General features: G+C 42.4%; 14 protein-coding genes and 1 other annotated feature. Of the genes, 2 read left to right on the plus strand and 12 right to left on the minus strand.

All coding sequences use genetic code 11. The features are described 5' to 3' along the window. Window positions 1–165: 165 nt before the first annotated feature. A complete protein-coding gene (locus FAY30_RS17905; RefSeq protein ID WP_149871154.1) occupies window positions 166–2,808 on the minus strand; it encodes a valine--tRNA ligase in 2,643 nt (880 codons plus the stop codon). 42 nt (window positions 2,809–2,850) lie between these two features. Next, window positions 2,851–3,086 (minus strand) — a binding site (T-box leader). A 158-nt stretch (window positions 3,087–3,244) separates the two neighbouring features. On the opposite strand from FAY30_RS17905, the gene FAY30_RS17910 reads away from it, so the two are divergent. Next, on the plus strand, window positions 3,245–3,439 hold the full coding sequence (locus FAY30_RS17910) for a hypothetical protein (protein ID WP_149871155.1): 195 nt from the start codon (window positions 3,245–3,247) through the stop codon (window positions 3,437–3,439). A 20-nt stretch (window positions 3,440–3,459) separates the two neighbouring features. Here the strand turns inward: FAY30_RS17910 and ysxE are convergent, their stop codons facing one another. From ysxE to hemA, 8 genes are all read right to left on the minus strand, one after another. After that, entirely contained in the window at window positions 3,460–4,497 is a 1,038-nt protein-coding gene (gene ysxE / locus FAY30_RS17915; protein ID WP_149871156.1) for a spore coat protein YsxE, read from the minus strand. A gap of 90 nt (window positions 4,498–4,587) precedes the next feature. Next, window positions 4,588–5,676 (minus strand): stage VI sporulation protein D, encoded by a 1,089-nt coding sequence (gene spoVID / locus FAY30_RS17920; protein ID WP_149871157.1) that lies wholly within the window; start codon window positions 5,674–5,676, stop codon window positions 4,588–4,590. Window positions 5,677–5,795: 119 nt separating this feature from the next. Continuing rightward, window positions 5,796–7,082: a glutamate-1-semialdehyde 2,1-aminomutase gene (gene hemL / locus FAY30_RS17925; protein ID WP_149871158.1), complete on the minus strand. Its 1,287-nt coding sequence runs from the start codon at window positions 7,080–7,082 to the stop codon at window positions 5,796–5,798. Between the two features lie 24 nt (window positions 7,083–7,106). Beyond that, window positions 7,107–8,087 (minus strand): porphobilinogen synthase, encoded by a 981-nt coding sequence (hemB, locus tag FAY30_RS17930; protein WP_149871159.1) that lies wholly within the window; start codon window positions 8,085–8,087, stop codon window positions 7,107–7,109. A 183-nt stretch (window positions 8,088–8,270) separates the two neighbouring features. Next, complete coding sequence (locus FAY30_RS17935; RefSeq protein WP_149871160.1) at window positions 8,271–9,053, minus strand: uroporphyrinogen-III synthase; 783 nt, start codon at window positions 9,051–9,053, stop codon at window positions 8,271–8,273. Further along, on the minus strand, window positions 9,050–9,988 hold the full coding sequence (hemC, locus tag FAY30_RS17940) for a hydroxymethylbilane synthase (RefSeq protein WP_149871161.1): 939 nt from the start codon (window positions 9,986–9,988) through the stop codon (window positions 9,050–9,052). Before hemC ends, FAY30_RS17935 begins: the two co-directional genes overlap by 4 nt. 15 nt (window positions 9,989–10,003) lie before the next feature. Next, window positions 10,004–10,837 carry a cytochrome C assembly family protein gene (locus FAY30_RS17945; protein ID WP_149871162.1) on the minus strand — a complete coding sequence of 278 codons (834 nt, stop codon included), beginning with the start codon at window positions 10,835–10,837 and terminating at the stop codon, window positions 10,004–10,006. A 12-nt stretch (window positions 10,838–10,849) separates the two neighbouring features. Next, complete coding sequence (gene hemA, locus FAY30_RS17950) at window positions 10,850–12,193, minus strand: glutamyl-tRNA reductase (RefSeq protein WP_149871163.1); 1,344 nt, start codon at window positions 12,191–12,193, stop codon at window positions 10,850–10,852. A 255-nt stretch (window positions 12,194–12,448) separates the two neighbouring features. Here hemA and FAY30_RS17955 point away from each other — a divergent pair, with 255 nt between their 5' ends. Next, a complete protein-coding gene (locus FAY30_RS17955; RefSeq protein ID WP_149871164.1) occupies window positions 12,449–12,937 on the plus strand; it encodes a LiaI-LiaF-like domain-containing protein in 489 nt (162 codons plus the stop codon). Window positions 12,938–12,975: 38 nt separating this feature from the next. Here FAY30_RS17955 and yihA read toward each other — a convergent pair whose 3' ends face one another. The 3 genes from yihA to lonB all read right to left on the minus strand — a co-directional run bounded on the left by yihA (window position 12,976) and on the right by lonB (window position 17,752). Further along, window positions 12,976–13,557: a ribosome biogenesis GTP-binding protein YihA/YsxC gene (gene yihA, locus FAY30_RS17960; protein WP_149871165.1), complete on the minus strand. Its 582-nt coding sequence runs from the start codon at window positions 13,555–13,557 to the stop codon at window positions 12,976–12,978. Further along, complete coding sequence (gene lon / locus FAY30_RS17965) at window positions 13,554–15,881, minus strand: endopeptidase La (protein WP_149871166.1); 2,328 nt, start codon at window positions 15,879–15,881, stop codon at window positions 13,554–13,556. Before lon ends, yihA begins: the two co-directional genes overlap by 4 nt. A 203-nt stretch (window positions 15,882–16,084) precedes the next feature. Next, the gene (lonB, locus tag FAY30_RS17970; protein WP_149871167.1) at window positions 16,085–17,752 is read right to left on the minus strand and encodes an ATP-dependent protease LonB; all 1,668 of its coding nucleotides are present in this window, start codon (window positions 17,750–17,752) and stop codon (window positions 16,085–16,087) included. Window positions 17,753–17,771: the final 19 nt, after the last annotated feature.

Here is a 17,771-nt window from a genome sequence, read left to right on the forward strand (position 1 = left end):
ATATAATTTATCATTCGCTGATATACCGTGTGAATTCGCTGATAAGCTACAAAAATTCGCTGATAAATCTCATTTACACACAAAAATAGTTCGTTCGAACGCCATTTTGAATGTTTTTCATAAAGATGAGACGAATTCTATGTTGAATTCGCCTCACCTTACTCATTATCCTTTTAATTCTTTAATCCGTGCCTCCACGATCCCTCTTTTTTCAAGATAATCCTTTTCTTTAGCACGTTCTTCGGCAACGACACTTTCAGGTGCCTTTTTCATAAAGCCTTCATTGCTTAATTTCTTTTGAACTCTTTCAACTTCTTTATTTAATTTATCATATTCTTTTTCAAGGCGGGCAATTTCTTCATCGATATTGATCAAGCCTTCAAGCGGCAGGATGATTTCTAAGCCTGTTACTACGGCAGTCATTGCTTTTTCTGGTGCCTCGATGTCAACACCCATTTGCAATTCTTCCGGATTACAGAAGCGTTCAATATAGCTGCGGTTATTCTCGATGGCTTTTAGAACCGTTTCATCCTTTGCCTTCACGAGCATTTTGATTTTCTTGCTCATTGGCGTGTTCACTTCAGCCCGAATATTCCGGACAGAACGTATCATTTCCATAAGCAGCTTCATTTCATGGGCTGCTTGCTCATCGGAAAGCTCTGGTTTCACCACTGGCCATGCTGCAGTTGTAATCGATTCTCCAGCATGCGGAAGGTTCTGCCAAATTTCCTCGGTAATGAACGGCATAAATGGATGCAATAAACGCATCGTGTTGTCTAACACATAGGCAAGAATCGAACGGGTCGTTTTCTTCGCTTCTTCGTCTTCCCCATATAATGGCAGCTTCGCCATTTCAATATACCAGTCACAGAAGTCATCCCAGATAAAGTTGTATAGCGCACGGCCTACTTCACCGAATTCATAACGCTCAGACAGTCTTGTTACATGTTCAATGGTTTCATTTAAGCGGGTTAAGATCCACTTGTCGGCAACTGATTTGTCGCCGCTAAAATCAATTTCTTCATATGTTAAACCATCCATATTCATTAAGGCAAAGCGGGAGGCATTCCAAATTTTATTGGCGAAGTTCCAAGTGGACTCAACCTTTTCAAAACTAAAACGTAAATCCTGACCTGGCGAACTTCCTGTAGATAGGAAATATCTTAATGCATCGGCACCGTATTTCTCAATTACATCCATTGGATCCACACCGTTGCCAAGTGATTTACTCATCTTACGTCCTTGTTCATCACGAACAAGACCATGAATCAGAACATCTTTAAACGGACGGTCGCCGGTAAACTCGATGCTTTGGAAAATCATTCGCGATACCCAGAAGAAGATAATGTCATAGCCGGTTACAAGCGCATCGGTTGGGAAGTAGCGTTTAAAATCAGCTGCTTCTTTGTTTGGCCAGCCCATTGTTGAGAACGGCCATAGCGCTGAGCTGAACCAAGTATCCAATACGTCATTATCCTGGTTCCAGTTCTCTTCATCTGCAGGTGCCTCAAGCCCAACATATACTTCACCTGTTTCCTTATGGTACCAAGCAGGAATGCGGTGTCCCCACCAAAGCTGCCGGGAAATACACCAATCGCGGATATTCTCCATCCAGCGCAAGTATGTTTTTTCGAAACGATCGGGAACAAAGTTTACTTTATTTTCTTTGTTTTGAAGAGCAATCGCTTCATCCGCAAGCGGCTGCATTTTTACAAACCATTGAGTGGAAAGGTATGGTTCCACAACAGCACCACTGCGTTCAGAGTGCCCGACGGAATGAAGATGATCTTCAATCTTGATGAGAACACCTAATTCTTTAAGGTCTTTGACGATTTGCTTGCGGCATTCAAAACGGTCTAAACCATTGTATTTTCCTGCCTTTTCATTCATCGAGCCGTCTTCATTCATAACGAGAACACGCTCTAGATTGTGTCGGTTGCCTACTTCAAAGTCGTTCGGGTCATGTGCCGGTGTAATTTTAACTACCCCAGAACCAAATTCCATATCCACATAATCATCACCGACGATTGGAATCTCACGGCCGACGATTGGCAGAATAACGGTTTTCCCAATTAGGTGCTTGTAACGGTCGTCTTCCGGATGAACCGCAATAGCTGTATCCCCAAGCATGGTTTCCGGACGAGTCGTAGCAATTTCAATGTAGCCGGAACCGTCTGCTAACGGATACCTCATATGATAAAACGCACCTTGAACATCCTTGTAGATTACTTCAATGTCGGACAAGGCTGTTTTTGTGGATGGATCCCAGTTAATAATATATTCACCGCGGTAAATAAGGCCTTTTTTATAAAGAGTAACAAATACCTCCTTAACTGCGTCTGATAAACCTTCATCGAGGGTAAAGCGCTCACGGCTGTAGTCGAGTCCCAGGCCTAGCTTTGCCCACTGTTGGCGGATATGGCCGGCATATTCTTCCTTCCATTTCCAAGTTTCCTCAACGAATTTTTCCCGGCCTAAATCATAGCGGCTTTTTCCTTCGCTGCGAAGTTTTTCTTCCACCTTCGCCTGTGTAGCAATTCCAGCATGGTCCATTCCCGGTAACCAAAGAACATCATAGCCTTGCATCCGTTTCATTCGAGTAAGAATATCTTGTAAGGTTGTATCCCAGGCATGACCTAGATGTAGTTTCCCGGTAACATTTGGCGGCGGGATAACGATTGTATAGGGCTGCTTCCCTTCGTCATCTTTCGCCTCGAAAAACTTGCCTTGTAACCACCAGTCATAACGCCCTTTCTCAATCGATTGCGGATCGTATTTAGTCGGCATCGTTAATTCCTTTGTTTCCATTTCCAAATTCCTCCTTCAAAATACAAAAAACCCCATTCGTCATAAAAGGACGAATGGAGTTTGCTTCGCGGTACCACCTTTTTTCCAATCAAAAAAATGATTGGCGCTTAACTTAGATAACGGATTTGATCCGTCCTCCACTAATGGGGCATATAAGCCTTTTCGCAGAAGAAGCTCTTGGGCGACCTTCGGATGTTCCTCTTAGGAAATCTTTCAGCTAGTGATTTCCCTCTCTTGAAGCAGGAGCGCATCGTACTCTTCCCTGTCTTTGCTTATGATTATTTATTATATTGTTATACTACCCAAAAAAGGGGATAGACGTCAATCAGGATGGCCAAAATTTTTATATTTTATACGATATGTCTGATTTCCGGAAACAAACTGGGTATTTATTAATATATATAGATAAATAGTTATTTCATTAGGGGGGGTTTCAGTGGGGAGAAATAATTTTCATAAATACAAACACCGTCCCTGGTTTCGAACGTTTCGCAGATTTTGCGGACAATTAATTGTTCCATTTGTTATTTTTCAGTTCATTCGAACGATTTTTCTGCCGACTGTCTTTGATGTTTTATTGTTAACATGCTTTATCTTTATCGCTATTTCTATTTACTTTGACATTATTTAAGGAGCCCAAGTTGCAGACATCTACTGCGGCTGGGCTCCTTCTTTTGCCTGCTTTTGCTGATTTTCGATTTCTGACATTCGCATCACGACATATTCGGAGTTTTTCAAATGCCAATACCGATGCTGCAGCTGGCGGACAAATTTCATTTCATCCCTCGGCGGCTGCTTACGGTAATAGCTTTCAGCGACTTGCATAATCGGGATTGGCAAGGCTAAATAGCTGTAAAATAATAATTTTTCATCCTCTTTAAACGGAAAATACTTAAAATAATGATAAACCCAGTCAAGCGTCGAATCATTCCGTTTGGGATTGGTATTTAAGGCTCGTGATAGGTACGGCAGAAGATCATGGATCGGAGAACCGTAACGGGCGTTTTCAAAATTAATGAAAAAACCATACCCCCGGTCATCGTAAAGAAAATGCTCTGATGACAATTTCCCGTGAGTAATCACCATGCGGGCCTTGTCATTTTCTTTTGTGTTCTCGTACCATTCTTCAAATTTTGTTTTTGAAAATCGCAGCGCCTGGCTTATTTCGTTATAGTACAAGCAATATAATAATTGGAATGGTGACATATAGGTCTTTTTTTCACATTGATCGATAAAGCCATCAAGGAATTCCTGATGTTTTTCGAGCTGTTGAATCGTCTTTTCGTAATGGTCCGTTCGTTCTTCTTTGCTGACTGTGATTTCTTTGGCAGACAGCGTATGGAGCCTTGCTAACTCCCGAAAAAGCTGATGGCTTTTTTGCTCCCGGTCTTCCTTTTGGTCGTTAGGCATCCATGGCATGAGATAGTATAGGTTATTCTCATGTAAGACGGCATACCTGCCATCCATGGTCGGATAAATCGGCACGATGCGGTTAAAGCCTTTTTGATAAAGCAGGTGAACATGGCGGATGAAATCCGTCCCAATAGTGGGCGGGATTTTTTTCAAAGCAAAGGTTCCTTTGTTTGAATAAATCTTTTGAACAATGCCGTAATCCTCAATAAAATAGGGCTCGACAAGATAATTTTGTAAAATAGGTGTAATGGATTCTAGTCGATTCGAGTCACTCATGTGATTTCAACTCGCTTTCCAAGCAGAGGGGTGTTCTTTTAAAAGAAGCTGAGCAGGTTAAAAAAACCCGCTCATCCTTTTGGTTCTTGATTATTTTTTCGCAAGTGCACCGGGAATATATAATACCTGCCCCTCGAAAACATCTTGATTCAGTTCCAGATTGTTGACACGGAGAAGATTTTGGACCGATACATCATACCGGTCTGCCAGACTATCAACTGTATCACCCTTTTGCACGATGCAAACCTTTAATTTAGTTTGGCCGGTACTTTCATCCTTTCGCGCAAAAAACTCTGTCAATGTCATCGACTTCTTTTTCCCGGTCAGCTTTTTCTTTACCTTTTTGACTATATCATCAGATGAAGATGAAGATGAACTTTCCTCTATTGTTACATCTTCTTCAAAATGTGTATTTTGTACTTCCTCCACAACCACTACTTCTTCTTCAAACTCGACATGTTTATGCCCTTCACTTCTAGTTTCCTGGTAGTTCCATACCGGTTCGTAGTCTTCCTCTTCATCCAACTCAACTTGCGGCTGGTAATTAAAGGTCGGGAATTTCGGCAATACCTCAACAGGTTCTTCCTCGTGCTGTTTCTTTGCTTCGGCCTCAAATAGGAAGTTATCTTTATAGCCGCTTTGAACAGCAGGCTGTTCGACCTCTACTTCCTCCTCGTACGTTGCTGGTTCGGCACGATGCAGCACCTCATATTCTTGTTCTTCTTCCTCTTGCTGCTGCTCCACTTCATTTCCGTATAACCCGCTGATTGTCAGCTCGGCCGACAGCTTCAAACAGCTGCGTTCTGGCAGAGAATAATCGAATGATTCTACGAGGACGTCGATATCATAAATGCTTTGAATCCGATTATTCGGAATCGTAATATCAACGGGGAATCGATGTGAAAATTCACAGCTTCCATCTTCCTCGCGTTCCGCCACCCTCTCAACAAATTTCTGAGAGGCAAGCCCTTCCTCTTCGCTTCCAACATTAGCTTCGTAACTTTTATATTCGCCGGTGAGTTCCAACGAACCACGTATGGTTACGTACTGATCGTTTTCTTGGATGGTGATGTCCGGGTCTAGTGAAATCGAGATAAGCTCTTCGACTTCCTGTCCTTTTCTAAACCACAGCGACTCCTCCAAAGAAAATCGCAGGCACGATTGATTCTCCTGGGACAAAGCGACTCCTCCTTTCGTATCCTCCACGCAAAATCACTATGTCACTTACACTTTATGAAGCAAGGTTTTTAAATATGATAAAAAACACCCACTTAATCAAAGTGGGTGTTAAGAAATCTTTATTTAAGTTTTGAAAAAGCAACTTCTGCTGCTTGAATGGTCTTTTGAATATCCTCATCTGAATGCTCGGTGGATAAGAATAATCCTTCAAATTGGGAAGGCGGGAGGAATACCCCTTGATTCGCCATTTCACGGTAATAGGCTGCAAAGAAGTCCAAATTAGAAGACTTTGCTTTTTCATAGTTAATGACCGCTTCATTGGTAAAGAAGAAACCGATCATCGAACCAGCGCGGTTAAATGTAATAGGAATATCATATTTTTTAGCAGCTGCCTCAAACCCTTTTTGAAGCATGTCGCCTTTACGGATAAATTCCTGGTAGTGCTCTGGCGTTAACTGGCTTAGAGTCTCAAGCCCGGCTGTCATGGCAAGCGGGTTACCTGACAGCGTGCCCGCTTGATAAATTGGGCCGCTTGGAGCGATTTGCTGCATGATTTCTGCCTTCCCGCCGTAAGCGCCAACAGGAAGCCCTCCGCCGATTACTTTACCTAAACAGGTAATATCAGGTGTAATATTGAAATAGCCTTGTGCACAATTATAACCAACACGGAACCCGGTCATGACTTCATCAAAAATGAGCAAGGAGCCGTTTGCAGTAGTGATTTCACGAAGTCCTTCCAGGAACCCTGGAAGCGGCGGAACAAGCCCCATATTACCTGCAACAGGTTCAACAATGATACAGGCAATATCTTCGCCAAATTGTTCAAACGCATATTTGACACTTTCAAGATCATTGTAAGGGACGGTGATGGTATTGGATGCGATTCCTTCCGGTACACCAGGACTGTCAGGTAAGCCAAGTGTCGCCACACCTGAACCCGCTTTGATCAATAACGAATCCCCATGTCCATGGTAGCAGCCTTCGAACTTCAAAATCTTGTTCCGACCTGTATAGCCGCGTGCTAACCGCAGTGCGCTCATCGTAGCTTCCGTGCCCGAGTTAACCATCCGCACCACTTCAATTGATGGGACACGCTCAATCACAAGCTGAGCTAATTTGTTTTCCAATAATGTTGGGGCACCAAAGCTTGTACCATGTTCAGCTGTTTTTTTCAACGCTTCAACAACTTGGTCATTGGAGTGTCCAAGGATGAGCGGACCCCAAGAAAGGACGTAATCAATATATTCATTGCCATCGATATCGTAAATTTTTGACCCTTTGCCTCTTTCCATAAAAATAGGACTCATATTTACGGATTTAAAGGCGCGCACCGGGCTGTTTACACCGCCGGGCATAAGGTTTTGGGCTTCTTTAAATGCTTCAATCGATTTTGTATACGAACGCATTCTGTTCCCTCTTTTCACTAATAATTATTGGTTTTCCTTTAACCAGCGAGCAGCATCTTTGGCATGGTATGTAATAATTAAATCCGCACCAGCACGCTTCATACCCACTAGCATTTCAAGGACCGTATTTTTCTCATCAACCCAGCCGTTCTGAGCTGCAGCTTTAATCATCGCATATTCACCGCTTACGTTGTAAATAACTACAGGTAAATTAAAGTTATTTTTTATATCACGGACAATATCCAGATATGGCAAGCCAGGCTTCACGATTAAAAAGTCAGCGCCCTCTTGAACATCTGATTCTGCTTCTCTGAATGCTTCCATGCGGTTTGCGGGATCCATTTGATAGGTTTTCCGATCGCCAAATTGCGGCGCTCCTTCAGCAGCCTCGCGGAATGGTCCGTAAAAAGCAGATGCATATTTAACAGCGTATGACATGATTGGGATTTCTGTAAAACCGGCTTCATCCAAACCGGCACGAATAGCTGCTACAAATCCGTCCATCATGTTGGATGGAGCAATAATGTCTGCACCCGCTTTCGCTTGTGCCACAGCCGTTTTTACAAGCAATTCCAGTGACTCATCGTTCAGGATTTTCTCCCCTTCGACAACGCCGCAATGCCCATGATCTGTATATTCGCACAGGCATGTGTCAGCAACAATAATCATATCCGGGTAGTGTTCTTTAATATAACGAGTTGCTACTTGGACAATCCCATGGTCGTGATATGCTTGCTCGCCGCAGGCATCCTTCGTTTTTGGAATCCCGAATAGCAAGACAGATTTAATCCCGTGTGCAACAATATCATCCATTTCTGCCTTAAGATTGTCCATCGATACTTGGAAAACTCCAGGCATGGAGGATACTTCATTACGGATATTTTCCCCTTCATAAATAAACAACGGATAAATAAAGTCCTCAGGTCTTAAGTGATTTTCTCTTACAAGTGCGCGCATATTGGCACTTGAACGTAAACGGCGATGACGTGAAAATTGTAATTCCATCCTATGTACCCCCTAATGATAATCTAAAAAAATGCATTGTTAATTTTACTGGAAGCTTGTTGCTAATTGGCGGATAACGTTTTTCAATCAGCGATTATTCCATGTCAATCAGCGGATAATCCCTTTCAATCAGCGATACACCATGTCAATCAGCGGATAACCTATTTCTATCAGCAATTACAATTATTCGCCAATTTTTTCTAAGTAAGTAATCAAGCTCTTCATCATTTCCTTAACAGTATACTCCTCAGGCGAAGCATGAATCGGCAGCCCGTAGTCTTGCAGCTTTTTCTCGGTTATTGGACCAATACAGCCAATTACACAATTCCTCAGCTGCTCCTCTAAGCTATGATCTTGAACGACTTCCATCAAATGGTCGACAGTCGAAGGGCTTGTAAACGTAAGGATATCAAGCTGGTCATTTGTGAGCATCTGCGCAAGCTTTACACGGCTTTCCTCCGGCATATAGGTCTCATAAATGACCACCTCATCGACTGCAGCTCCAGCCTCTGTTAAAGAGCTGGCAATATATTCACGAGCAAGATTCCCCTTCGGTAGTAGTACCCTTGTTCCGCATTCTACAAACGGCAAAAACTCTTCAACAAACGTTTCCGCCACATAGGCTGACGGAACAAACTCCGCCTGATGCCCTTTTTCCTTTAACACCTCGGCCGTCTTTTTGCCAATCACAGCAATCTTCGGAAACCTCGAACTGGCCCCTTCTTCAAAAAATGAAAAAAAGGTTTCGACCGTAACATTGCTTGTGAAAATAATCCAATCATATGTATCAAGGGTCTTCAAACAATCGTGAAGGCGCGTGTTTTTCTCGATGGGACGAAAGGCGATGAGAGGGATTTCAACTGGAATCCCTCCGTACCTTTCAACCAAATCCGAGAAGGATTTCGCTTGATCTTTTCCTCTTGGAACCAAAACCTTTTTATCAAGCAAAGGCAGAGATTTGATCATTGACCCTCGAGCTCCCGTTTTACCCTGTCAATCAGGTCCTTGGCTCCCTTTTCAGTTAATAATTCCGCCGCCTGGATTCCAAGCTCTTCAGGATTTTGTCCGCGAAGTTCTTCCTTGAAGACATCGTGGCCCTCAGGTGAAGCAACCAATACATTTAGCATTACATCATTCGTTTCATCATCAATCCGGGCAAAACCGGCGATTGGCACTTGACAGCCGCCCTCCATTTTTTGAAGGAATGCACGTTCAGCGCGAACTGCTCTTTCAGTCTTTTTGCACGTGAATTTTTCAAACAGCTCTAGCAGCTCTTTGTCGTCTTCGCGGCATTCGATTGATAATGCTCCTTGGCCGACTGCCGGGATACAAATATCTGCATCAAGGAATTCAGTAACGACATCGCTCGTCCAGCCAAGTCGGGAAAGACCTGCAGCTGCTAAAATAATCGCATCGTATTCTTCTGTTTCTAATTTTGCTAATCTTGTATCTACGTTCCCGCGAATCCACTTAATTTCTAAATCCGGACGCTCCACCAACAGCTGTGCACTGCGGCGAAGGCTGCTCGTACCGATAATGGCGCCGGGCTTTAAATCTTTTAATTTGATATGGCCTTTTGAAATGAGGGCATCACGGTGATCCTCGCGGAACGGAATACAGCCAATTGTCAACCCTTCAGGCAGTACCGCAGGCATGTCTTTCATACTATGAACCGCCATATCAATCTCTTTATCAAGCATTGCCTGCTCGATTTCCTTAACAAAAAGTCCCTTACCGCCAACCTTTGAAAGAGTTACGTCAAGGATTTTATCTCCCTTTGTGACGATTTCTTTTATCTCAAATTCGAATGATGGGTCAATTTTTTTAAGCTGCTCCATCACCCAATTTGTTTGGGTCAATGCCAATTTACTTCGTCTAGAACCAACAATAATTTTTCTCATAACTGCCTCCTAGTTTTACTCGTACCATATATGAAAAGATGATAATTGACCAAATAAGAAAAAATTAATTAAAACAATTAGAAATGATCCCGTATTCCAAATGGCTAATTTGCGGCCGGAAAGATTTTTCCCTATCCTTAGGTATAAATAGACACTATAGGCTGTAAGCAACAGGAATGATCCGATAATTTTCATATCATACCATGGCATCCCCGGAACCTTTAAAAATGCCCACTGTAAGCCTAGGATCAAGCTTAAAAGCAGCATTGGAACACCAATAACAGCTAATATGTAGGATGATTTTTCGAGCTTTTCCAAATCAGCCAGCCGGATCAGGCGGGTCCCCCATTTTTTCCGTTTCAATAAATCGTATTGAAGCAGGTATAAGGACGAGAAAACAAAGGACAGGGAAAATGCTCCATAGGAAAGAATCGCCATTGTAATATGGATTAAAAGCAGTTCTGACACAAGCTGCTTAGCCATGATATGCGAATGGTATTGCATCGGAGCAAATGTATGAATCGCCATCACGGTAAAGCCAAGAATGTTTGTGAAAAAGACGATAAAATCGACCCGTAGTAAGTGATTTATAACAATTGACAATGTTACTAATACCCAGGCATAAAAATAGAGTCCCTCAAAGATGGTTAGTACAGGGAACCTGCCTGTTTTTGTCATATAGAAAAAAAGGAAAACCGTTTGTAAAACCCATACAAATGCAAGTAACCAGAAGGCAATACGGTTTGCCTTCCGGTTATGGTGAATGAAGTCGAAAAAATATAACAACACACTGAAGGCATATAGAACAACTGTCAATTCATGAAGCCTTGTCAAAAGTGAGTCCAACATAACCGGGGCCCCTTATGACTGAAAAGAAGCCTGAACTTCTCGTGCCGGCACATTTTTCGTTTCGGCTGGTTTCGAATGTTGTTCCTGAACAAGCTCTTCAATATTAAATATTTTCATAAAGAATTCCATCGCTTGATCCGCATCCGGTCTTGCCGCCAATTCTTTCGCTTGTAAAATAGGATCTTTTAATAGCTGATTGATGATGCTCTTTGTGTGTTTATTTAACACTTTTATGTCACGATCAGATAAGTTTGGCAGCTTTCTCTCTAAGCTGACCATTGTCTCTGCTTGGATTGTCAAGGCTTTTTCCCTTAGAGCAGAAATAACCGGAACCACTCCAAGCATACCAAGCCATTGATTGAAATCGACAATTTCTTTTTCAATCATGAGTCTGATTTTTGCTGCAGCTTTTTGACGCTCCTGCAAGTTTGCCTCGACAATACCCTCTAAGTCGTCAATATCATACAAGAAGACGTTTTCGAGTTCACTAATTCTTGGATCCAAATCACGAGGAACCGCAATATCAACCATAAACAACGGTTTGCCTTTGCGCATTTTCTCGACACGAGCCATCGTTTCTTTTGATATAACGAAATCCTTCGCCCCTGTTGAGCTAATCAGAATATCCGCCTCGACAAGGGATTTTTCTAATTCAGATGCAGATCTTGCTTCACCGTTAAAACGGCTTGCCAGCTCCTTCGCTTTATCGTACGTACGATTGATGACAGTAACTTGTTTAACGCCATTGCCATGGAGATTTTGGGCTGCTAATTCGCCCATTTTTCCTGCTCCAAAAATTAATACATGCTTATTCGTAAGCGAACCGAAAATTTTCTTCGCCAATTCAACTGCCGCATAGCTGACAGAAACAGCATTAGCGCCAATATCTGTTTCAGAATGACCGCGTTTGGCCAGTGTAATCGCTTGTTTAAACAAATGATTAAACACCGAACCAGTTGTTTCCTTTTCCTGTGCCAGGATAAAGCTTGTACGCACCTGACCAAGAATTTGGGTTTCCCCTAAAACCATGGAGCCCAGTCCACAGGTTACATTGAATAAATGTTCAACCGCACCATCGTCTTCATATACGAACAGATACGGTGAAAATTCTGTTTGTTCCATACCGAACCATTCAGATAGAAATTCTTTTATATAATATCGGCCGGTATGTAACTGATCAACGACCGCATAAATTTCTGTACGATTACAGGTAGACAAAATGATATTTTCCAGAATGCTTTTTTTAGCGTTTAACTTTTTGATAGCATCCACAAGATCAGTTTCAGTGAATGTTAACCGCTCACGGATTTCAACAGGGGCAGTTTTATAGTTAAGACCGACTACGATTATATGCATTTTAGTTAAGTACACCCCCAGGTAAGATTACGTTGGTAGCTAGTATGATTATATCACGAGCAATTTCGACTTTTACTCGAAAAATGTGAACAGAAAATGAAACTATGTGATAAGATAGAGTAAATCTTCTGATTAGCTGGCAATTCCAGCCAATCTTATAGTAGAAAAAGAAATATAGGACAAATTACTTCCCTATGTACAGTACCAAAAAATCAGTTTATATTCAAGTGAACCTTACTGGAAGTGGTGTTTACAATGAAAAATCAACGAATATTCCCTGGGATTATACTTATTGGATTTGGAGCTTACTTTTTATTACAGCAAACGGGCATAACATTTTTTCAAGCATTTTTCACCTGGCCGACGTTACTGATCATTGTCGGAATCGCTTTTTTAGGTCAGGGTTATTCCGCACGTGAATACGATGCCATTCTTCCAGGTGTAATCATGTGCGGATTCGGACTTCATTTTCATCTCTCTGGTGTTGCAGCCTTTTGGCCAACAAATACGATCGGCATGCTGATCCTCATTATTTCCATTGGCTTTTTTCTACGCTTTCAAAAAACAAATAATGGCCTGTTTCAAGCCTTCCTTTTTCTTATTTTAGCAGTGCTGCTGCTCTTTTATGATAAAATTGCTGAATATTTTGGGCTGCTGCAGAACGGGATGAATTTTATTTGGAAGTTTTGGCCCGCTCTGTTAATTGTTATTGGTATTTATTTTTTACTAAAAAGAAAAAAATAACCGCCTGGCGCATATTTTTGCGTTGGGCGGTTATTTTTCTACATATAACTATGCAGGATTTGCCATACTTGATCTTTTCCTTCACCAGTTTCAGAAGAAAAGATGACAATGTGGTCATTTTTATCAAGCTCTAATGTTTCTCGTGTGACCTTAAGATGCTTTTGCCATTTCCCTTTTGGTATCTTATCTGCTTTTGTGGCGATGATGATGCAAGGGATTTCGTAATGCTTTAAAAAATCATACATCATGACATCGTCAGCAGTCGGCGGGTGCCGTAAATCAACGATTAAGACAACGGCCCGCAATTGTTCACGAGTGGTAAAATACGTTTCAATCATCTTTCCCCACGCAGCCCGCTCTGTCTTTGAAACCTTCGCATAGCCGTAACCGGGGACATCAACAAAATGAAGAATTTCATTAATCAAGTAAAAATTAAGTGTCTGCGTCTTCCCAGGCTTTGATGAGATTCTTGCTAGCCCTTTACGATTCAGCATCTTATTAATAAATGAAGACTTCCCAACATTTGAGCGGCCGGCGAGTGCAAATTCAGGCAGTTCTGTTTCCGGGTACTGCTCCGGTTTTACCGCACTAATGATAATTTCCGAACTTACTACCTTCATCGGGGATCACCCTCCAACAAGGCATGCTTCAGAACCTCATCCACATGTGATACCGGTACAAATTCTAAATCATTTCGGACACTTTCAGGAATATCATCAATATCCTTAACATTATCCTTTGGAAGAATGACCTTCGTAAGCCCTGCTCGATGGGCGCTAAGTGTTTTTTCCTTTAAGCCGCCAATCGGAAGAACTCTGCCCCTTAACGTGATCTCGCCTGTCATCCCAACCTCACGGCGAATAGGTCTGCCGGTTAATGCGGAAACAAGTGCAGTTGCCATGGTGATTCCGGCTGATGGTCCGTCTTTTGGAACCGCTCCTTCGGGAACGTGTATATGGATATCATATTTCTCATAAAAGTCTTCTTCAATACCTAGTTCTTTCGCCTTGGAACGAATATAGCTAAAGGCAGCCTGCGCGGATTCCTTCATGACATCTCCAAGCTTTCCAGTTAGAACAAGCTTTCCTTTACCAGGGGAGAGTGAAACCTCAATTTGCAGGGTATCACCGCCCACAGTCGTATAGGCCAAACCTGTTGCAACTCCTACTTGATCCTCCGTTTCCGCCATTCCATAATGGAACCGTGTTTTCCCCAAAAATTCTTCCACGTTCTTTTCAGTAATAATCACGCGCTTTTTCTCACCTGAAACAATGATTTTTGCCGTTTTTCGGCAAATCGTTGCCATTTGACGCTCAAGGCTTCGCACTCCGGCCTCACGAGTATAGTAACGAACCACTTTCAAGATGGCCTCATCACGTACTTGAAGGATTCCTTTTGTTAGTCCATTTTCTTTAATTTGCTTTGGCAGCAAATGGTCTCTGCAAATGTGGACCTTTTCAAGCTCGGTATAGCCTGCAATCGTGATGATTTCCATTCTGTCCAACAACGGCCCGGGGATGGTAGATAGGTTATTGGCGGTCGCTATGAACATGACCTTCGATAAATCGTACGTTTCTTCTATATAATGATCACTAAAATTATGGTTTTGCTCCGGATCTAATACCTCAAGCATCGCACTTGATGGGTCCCCGCGGAAATCGCTCGACATTTTATCAATCTCATCCAGTAAAAAGACCGGATTGATCGTTCCCGCTTTTTTCATCCCTTGGATGATCCGGCCCGGCATCGCTCCAACATAGGTCCTTCGATGTCCGCGAATTTCAGATTCATCGCGAACCCCGCCAAGAGATACACGGACGAAATTTCGATTTAGCGATGTGGCTATCGAACGGGCAAGACTAGTTTTTCCGACACCGGGAGGTCCTGCTAGACAAAGAATAGGTCCTTTCAGAGAATTCGTCAGCTTTTGCACGGCTAAATACTCCAATACCCTCTCCTTTACCTTTTCAAGTCCGTAATGGTCTTGATTTAAAATCTTTTCCGCCCGGATAATATCAATATCATCCTCAGTCTTTTTCGACCATGGAATAGAAATCAACCAATCAATATAATTGCGGATCACAGCACTTTCGGCTGAGCTTGTCGGCACCTTTTCGTAACGGTCAAGCTCTTTCATTGCTGCTTTAAGAACGTGTTCAGGCATACCCGCCTGATTAATTTTTTCGGTTAATGTCGCGATTTCGCCTGTTTTTCCTTCTTTATCGCCTAATTCCTTTTGAATCGCCTTCATTTGCTCACGAAGATAATATTCCTTTTGCGTCCGTTCCATCGATCGTTTTACACGCTGGCCAATCTTCTTTTCAAGATTAAGGACTTCCTTCTCATTATGAATCGTATCAATCAAATGGTTCACACGCTGCTTGATATCAATCAATTCAAGAATCTCTTGCTTTTCCTTCAGCTTGATTGGCAAGTGAGACGCGATAATATCCGCCATCCGGCCCGGTTCCTCAATATCTGCGACAGAGGCGTATGTTTCAGCAGAGATTTTCTTCGATAATTTTATGTATTGCTCGAAATAATCAAGCATCGTTCTCATCAACGCTTGGTCTTCTACATCCTTCGTATCCGGATCGTCATAGGTAACGATACTTACGGAATAATAATCCTCCTCATCATATATCGAGACAATTTCCGCTCTATTTAAGCCTTCTACCAATACGCGTATCGTCCCATTAGGTAATTTAAGCATTTGCTTAACCTTCGTTAACGTTCCAAGTCTATATAAGTCCTCTTCACCAGGTTCATCAACGGAAACATCTTTTTGTGTTGTTAAGAATATTAGGTGGTCATCTACCATTGCTTTTTCGAGTGCCTGTACAGATCTTTCACGGCCTACATCTAAATGAAGGACCATTGTTGGATAGACAAGTAATCCTCGAAGCGGCAGGAGGGGGACGATCAATTCGTTCTTTTTCGCCAAAATACTGCACCTCCACATGCATTTTCTACTGTAAAGCAGAATAGTCTTTGTTGTACAATTCTATCTTATTTGTATTTATGTGTCTATTTTTAGTAAGCGTTGACCTCTCACTTTTGCAATATAATTATTTTCCCCAATAATATGGTTTTCTCTCTTCAAAAAAAAACTTCAGAATGGTTTTTCAACCAAACCGAAGTTCTTTATTATATTGACTCTTTTTTCGTTAATTCAATGGATGCCGGTATGACATCGTTTTTCGGATAGGAATTAACTAAGGCAATTTCAAATACTTCATGCAGGTGGGTAACAGGAACGATGTTTATTCCGTCAATTTCATTTAAGATGGTCTGCCTATTTTCTTCCGGTATAATGACGGTTTTGGCCCCAGCCTTCCGCGCGGCTTTCACTTTCGGATAGACACCGCCAATTGGCTTGACATTGCCGTGAATACTAATCTCACCAGTCATCGCAACGGTGTTATCTATCGGAATTTTATATATGGCAGAGTAAATCCCTGTTGCCATCGCAATCCCGGCCGATGGACCGTCGATTGGAACTCCCCCGGGAAAGTTAACATGGATATCATAGTCGTTGGCCGGAACACCCATCGACCGTAAAACAGTGATGACGTTTTCAATCGAACCGCGCGCCATACTTTTCCGGCGAATCGATTTGCCTTGGCTGCCAATACTTTCTTCTTCCACAATTCCTGTAATATTAATCGAGCCTTTTTCCTTTGCCGGGATGACTGTGACTTCTATTTCGAGCAGTGCCCCGGAATTCGGCCCATAGACAGCAAGTCCATTCACAAGCCCAACATGTGAAATATCATGAATCCTTCTTTCCATTCTCGGTGTCAACTGACTGGCATGGATGACCCACTCGATATCCTCGTCCTTGATGTAATCACGATCCTCTGTAATGGCCAGACCAGCAGCAATCTGAATCATATTGACCGTTTCGCGGCCATTTCTTGCATATGTAGATAATGTATCAACGCCGGTTTCATTAATTTTGAGGTTTACTTTATCAGCCGCTTTTTTCGCAACTGTGACAATCTCTTCCTGATTTAAATCGCGAAAAAAAACCTCCATACACCTTGAACGAATAGCCGGAGGAATTTCACTCGGTGTTCTCGTGGTAGCTCCGATTAAACGGAAATCAGCTGGTAAGCCATTTTTAAAAATATCATGAATATGCGTGGGAATTTGATTGTTTTCCTCATGGTAATAAGCACTTTCGAGGTAAACTTTCCGATCCTCCAAAACTTTTAACAGCTTATTCATTTGAATGGGATGCAGTTCGCCGATTTCATCAATGAATAGGACGCCTCCATGGGCATTTGTTACTGCCCCTTGCTTTGGCTGAGGAATTCCAGCCTGCCCCATCGCCCCTGCTCCTTGATAAATCGGATCATGGACAGAACCGATTAGCGGGTCAGCAATGCCCCGTTCGTCAAATCGTGCTGTTGTCGCATCTAATTCTATAAAAACTGAAGCTGGTTTAAACGGTGATTTCGCATTCTTTTTTGCCTCTTCCAATACAAGCCGCGCTGCTGCTGTTTTGCCGACTCCAGGCGGTCCATAAATAATCACATGCTGTGGGTTCGGACCACACAGGGCCGCTTTTAATGATTTTATTCCATCCTCTTGACCCACAATGTCATTGAAGCTTGAAGGACGAACTTTTTCCGACAGTGGTTCTGTTAAAGATATCGATCGCATTTTTCGCAGCTGTTCCATTTCCTTCCGGGATTCCCGATCAATAGATACTTTTTGCGTACGCTGGTTCCTTAGCAAATTCCAAAAATACAGCCCTATGATAATTCCGAAAAACAGCTGTATAAATAAGGCAATCCCCGTCCAACTCATACTTTTCCCTCCTACACTA

Origin of the sequence: Bacillus sp. S3, from assembly GCF_005154805.1 — a bacterium.
Taxonomy (GTDB): Bacteria; Bacillota; Bacilli; order Bacillales; family Cytobacillaceae; genus Neobacillus.

What these genes read in the sequence shown, in the direction of transcription:
- ysxE (WP_149871156.1), bottom strand. Translation starts at nt 4,497, where the DNA reads ATGAGTGACTCGAATCGACTAGAATCCATTACACCTATTTTACAAAAT.
- FAY30_RS17935 (WP_149871160.1), bottom strand. Translation starts at nt 9,053, where the DNA reads ATGATCAAATCTCTGCCTTTGCTTGATAAAAAGGTTTTGGTTCCAAGA.
- lonB (WP_149871167.1), bottom strand. Translation starts at nt 17,752, where the DNA reads ATGAGTTGGACGGGGATTGCCTTATTTATACAGCTGTTTTTCGGAATT.
- FAY30_RS17955 (WP_149871164.1), top strand. Translation starts at nt 12,449, where the DNA reads ATGAAAAATCAACGAATATTCCCTGGGATTATACTTATTGGATTTGGA.
- FAY30_RS17945 (WP_149871162.1), bottom strand. Translation starts at nt 10,837, where the DNA reads ATGTTGGACTCACTTTTGACAAGGCTTCATGAATTGACAGTTGTTCTA.
- yihA (WP_149871165.1), bottom strand. Translation starts at nt 13,557, where the DNA reads ATGAAGGTAGTAAGTTCGGAAATTATCATTAGTGCGGTAAAACCGGAG.
- hemA (WP_149871163.1), bottom strand. Translation starts at nt 12,193, where the DNA reads ATGCATATAATCGTAGTCGGTCTTAACTATAAAACTGCCCCTGTTGAA.
- hemL (WP_149871158.1), bottom strand. Translation starts at nt 7,082, where the DNA reads ATGCGTTCGTATACAAAATCGATTGAAGCATTTAAAGAAGCCCAAAAC.
- FAY30_RS17905 (WP_149871154.1), bottom strand. Translation starts at nt 2,808, where the DNA reads ATGGAAACAAAGGAATTAACGATGCCGACTAAATACGATCCGCAATCG.
- hemC (WP_149871161.1), bottom strand. Translation starts at nt 9,988, where the DNA reads ATGAGAAAAATTATTGTTGGTTCTAGACGAAGTAAATTGGCATTGACC.
- hemB (WP_149871159.1), bottom strand. Translation starts at nt 8,087, where the DNA reads ATGGAATTACAATTTTCACGTCATCGCCGTTTACGTTCAAGTGCCAAT.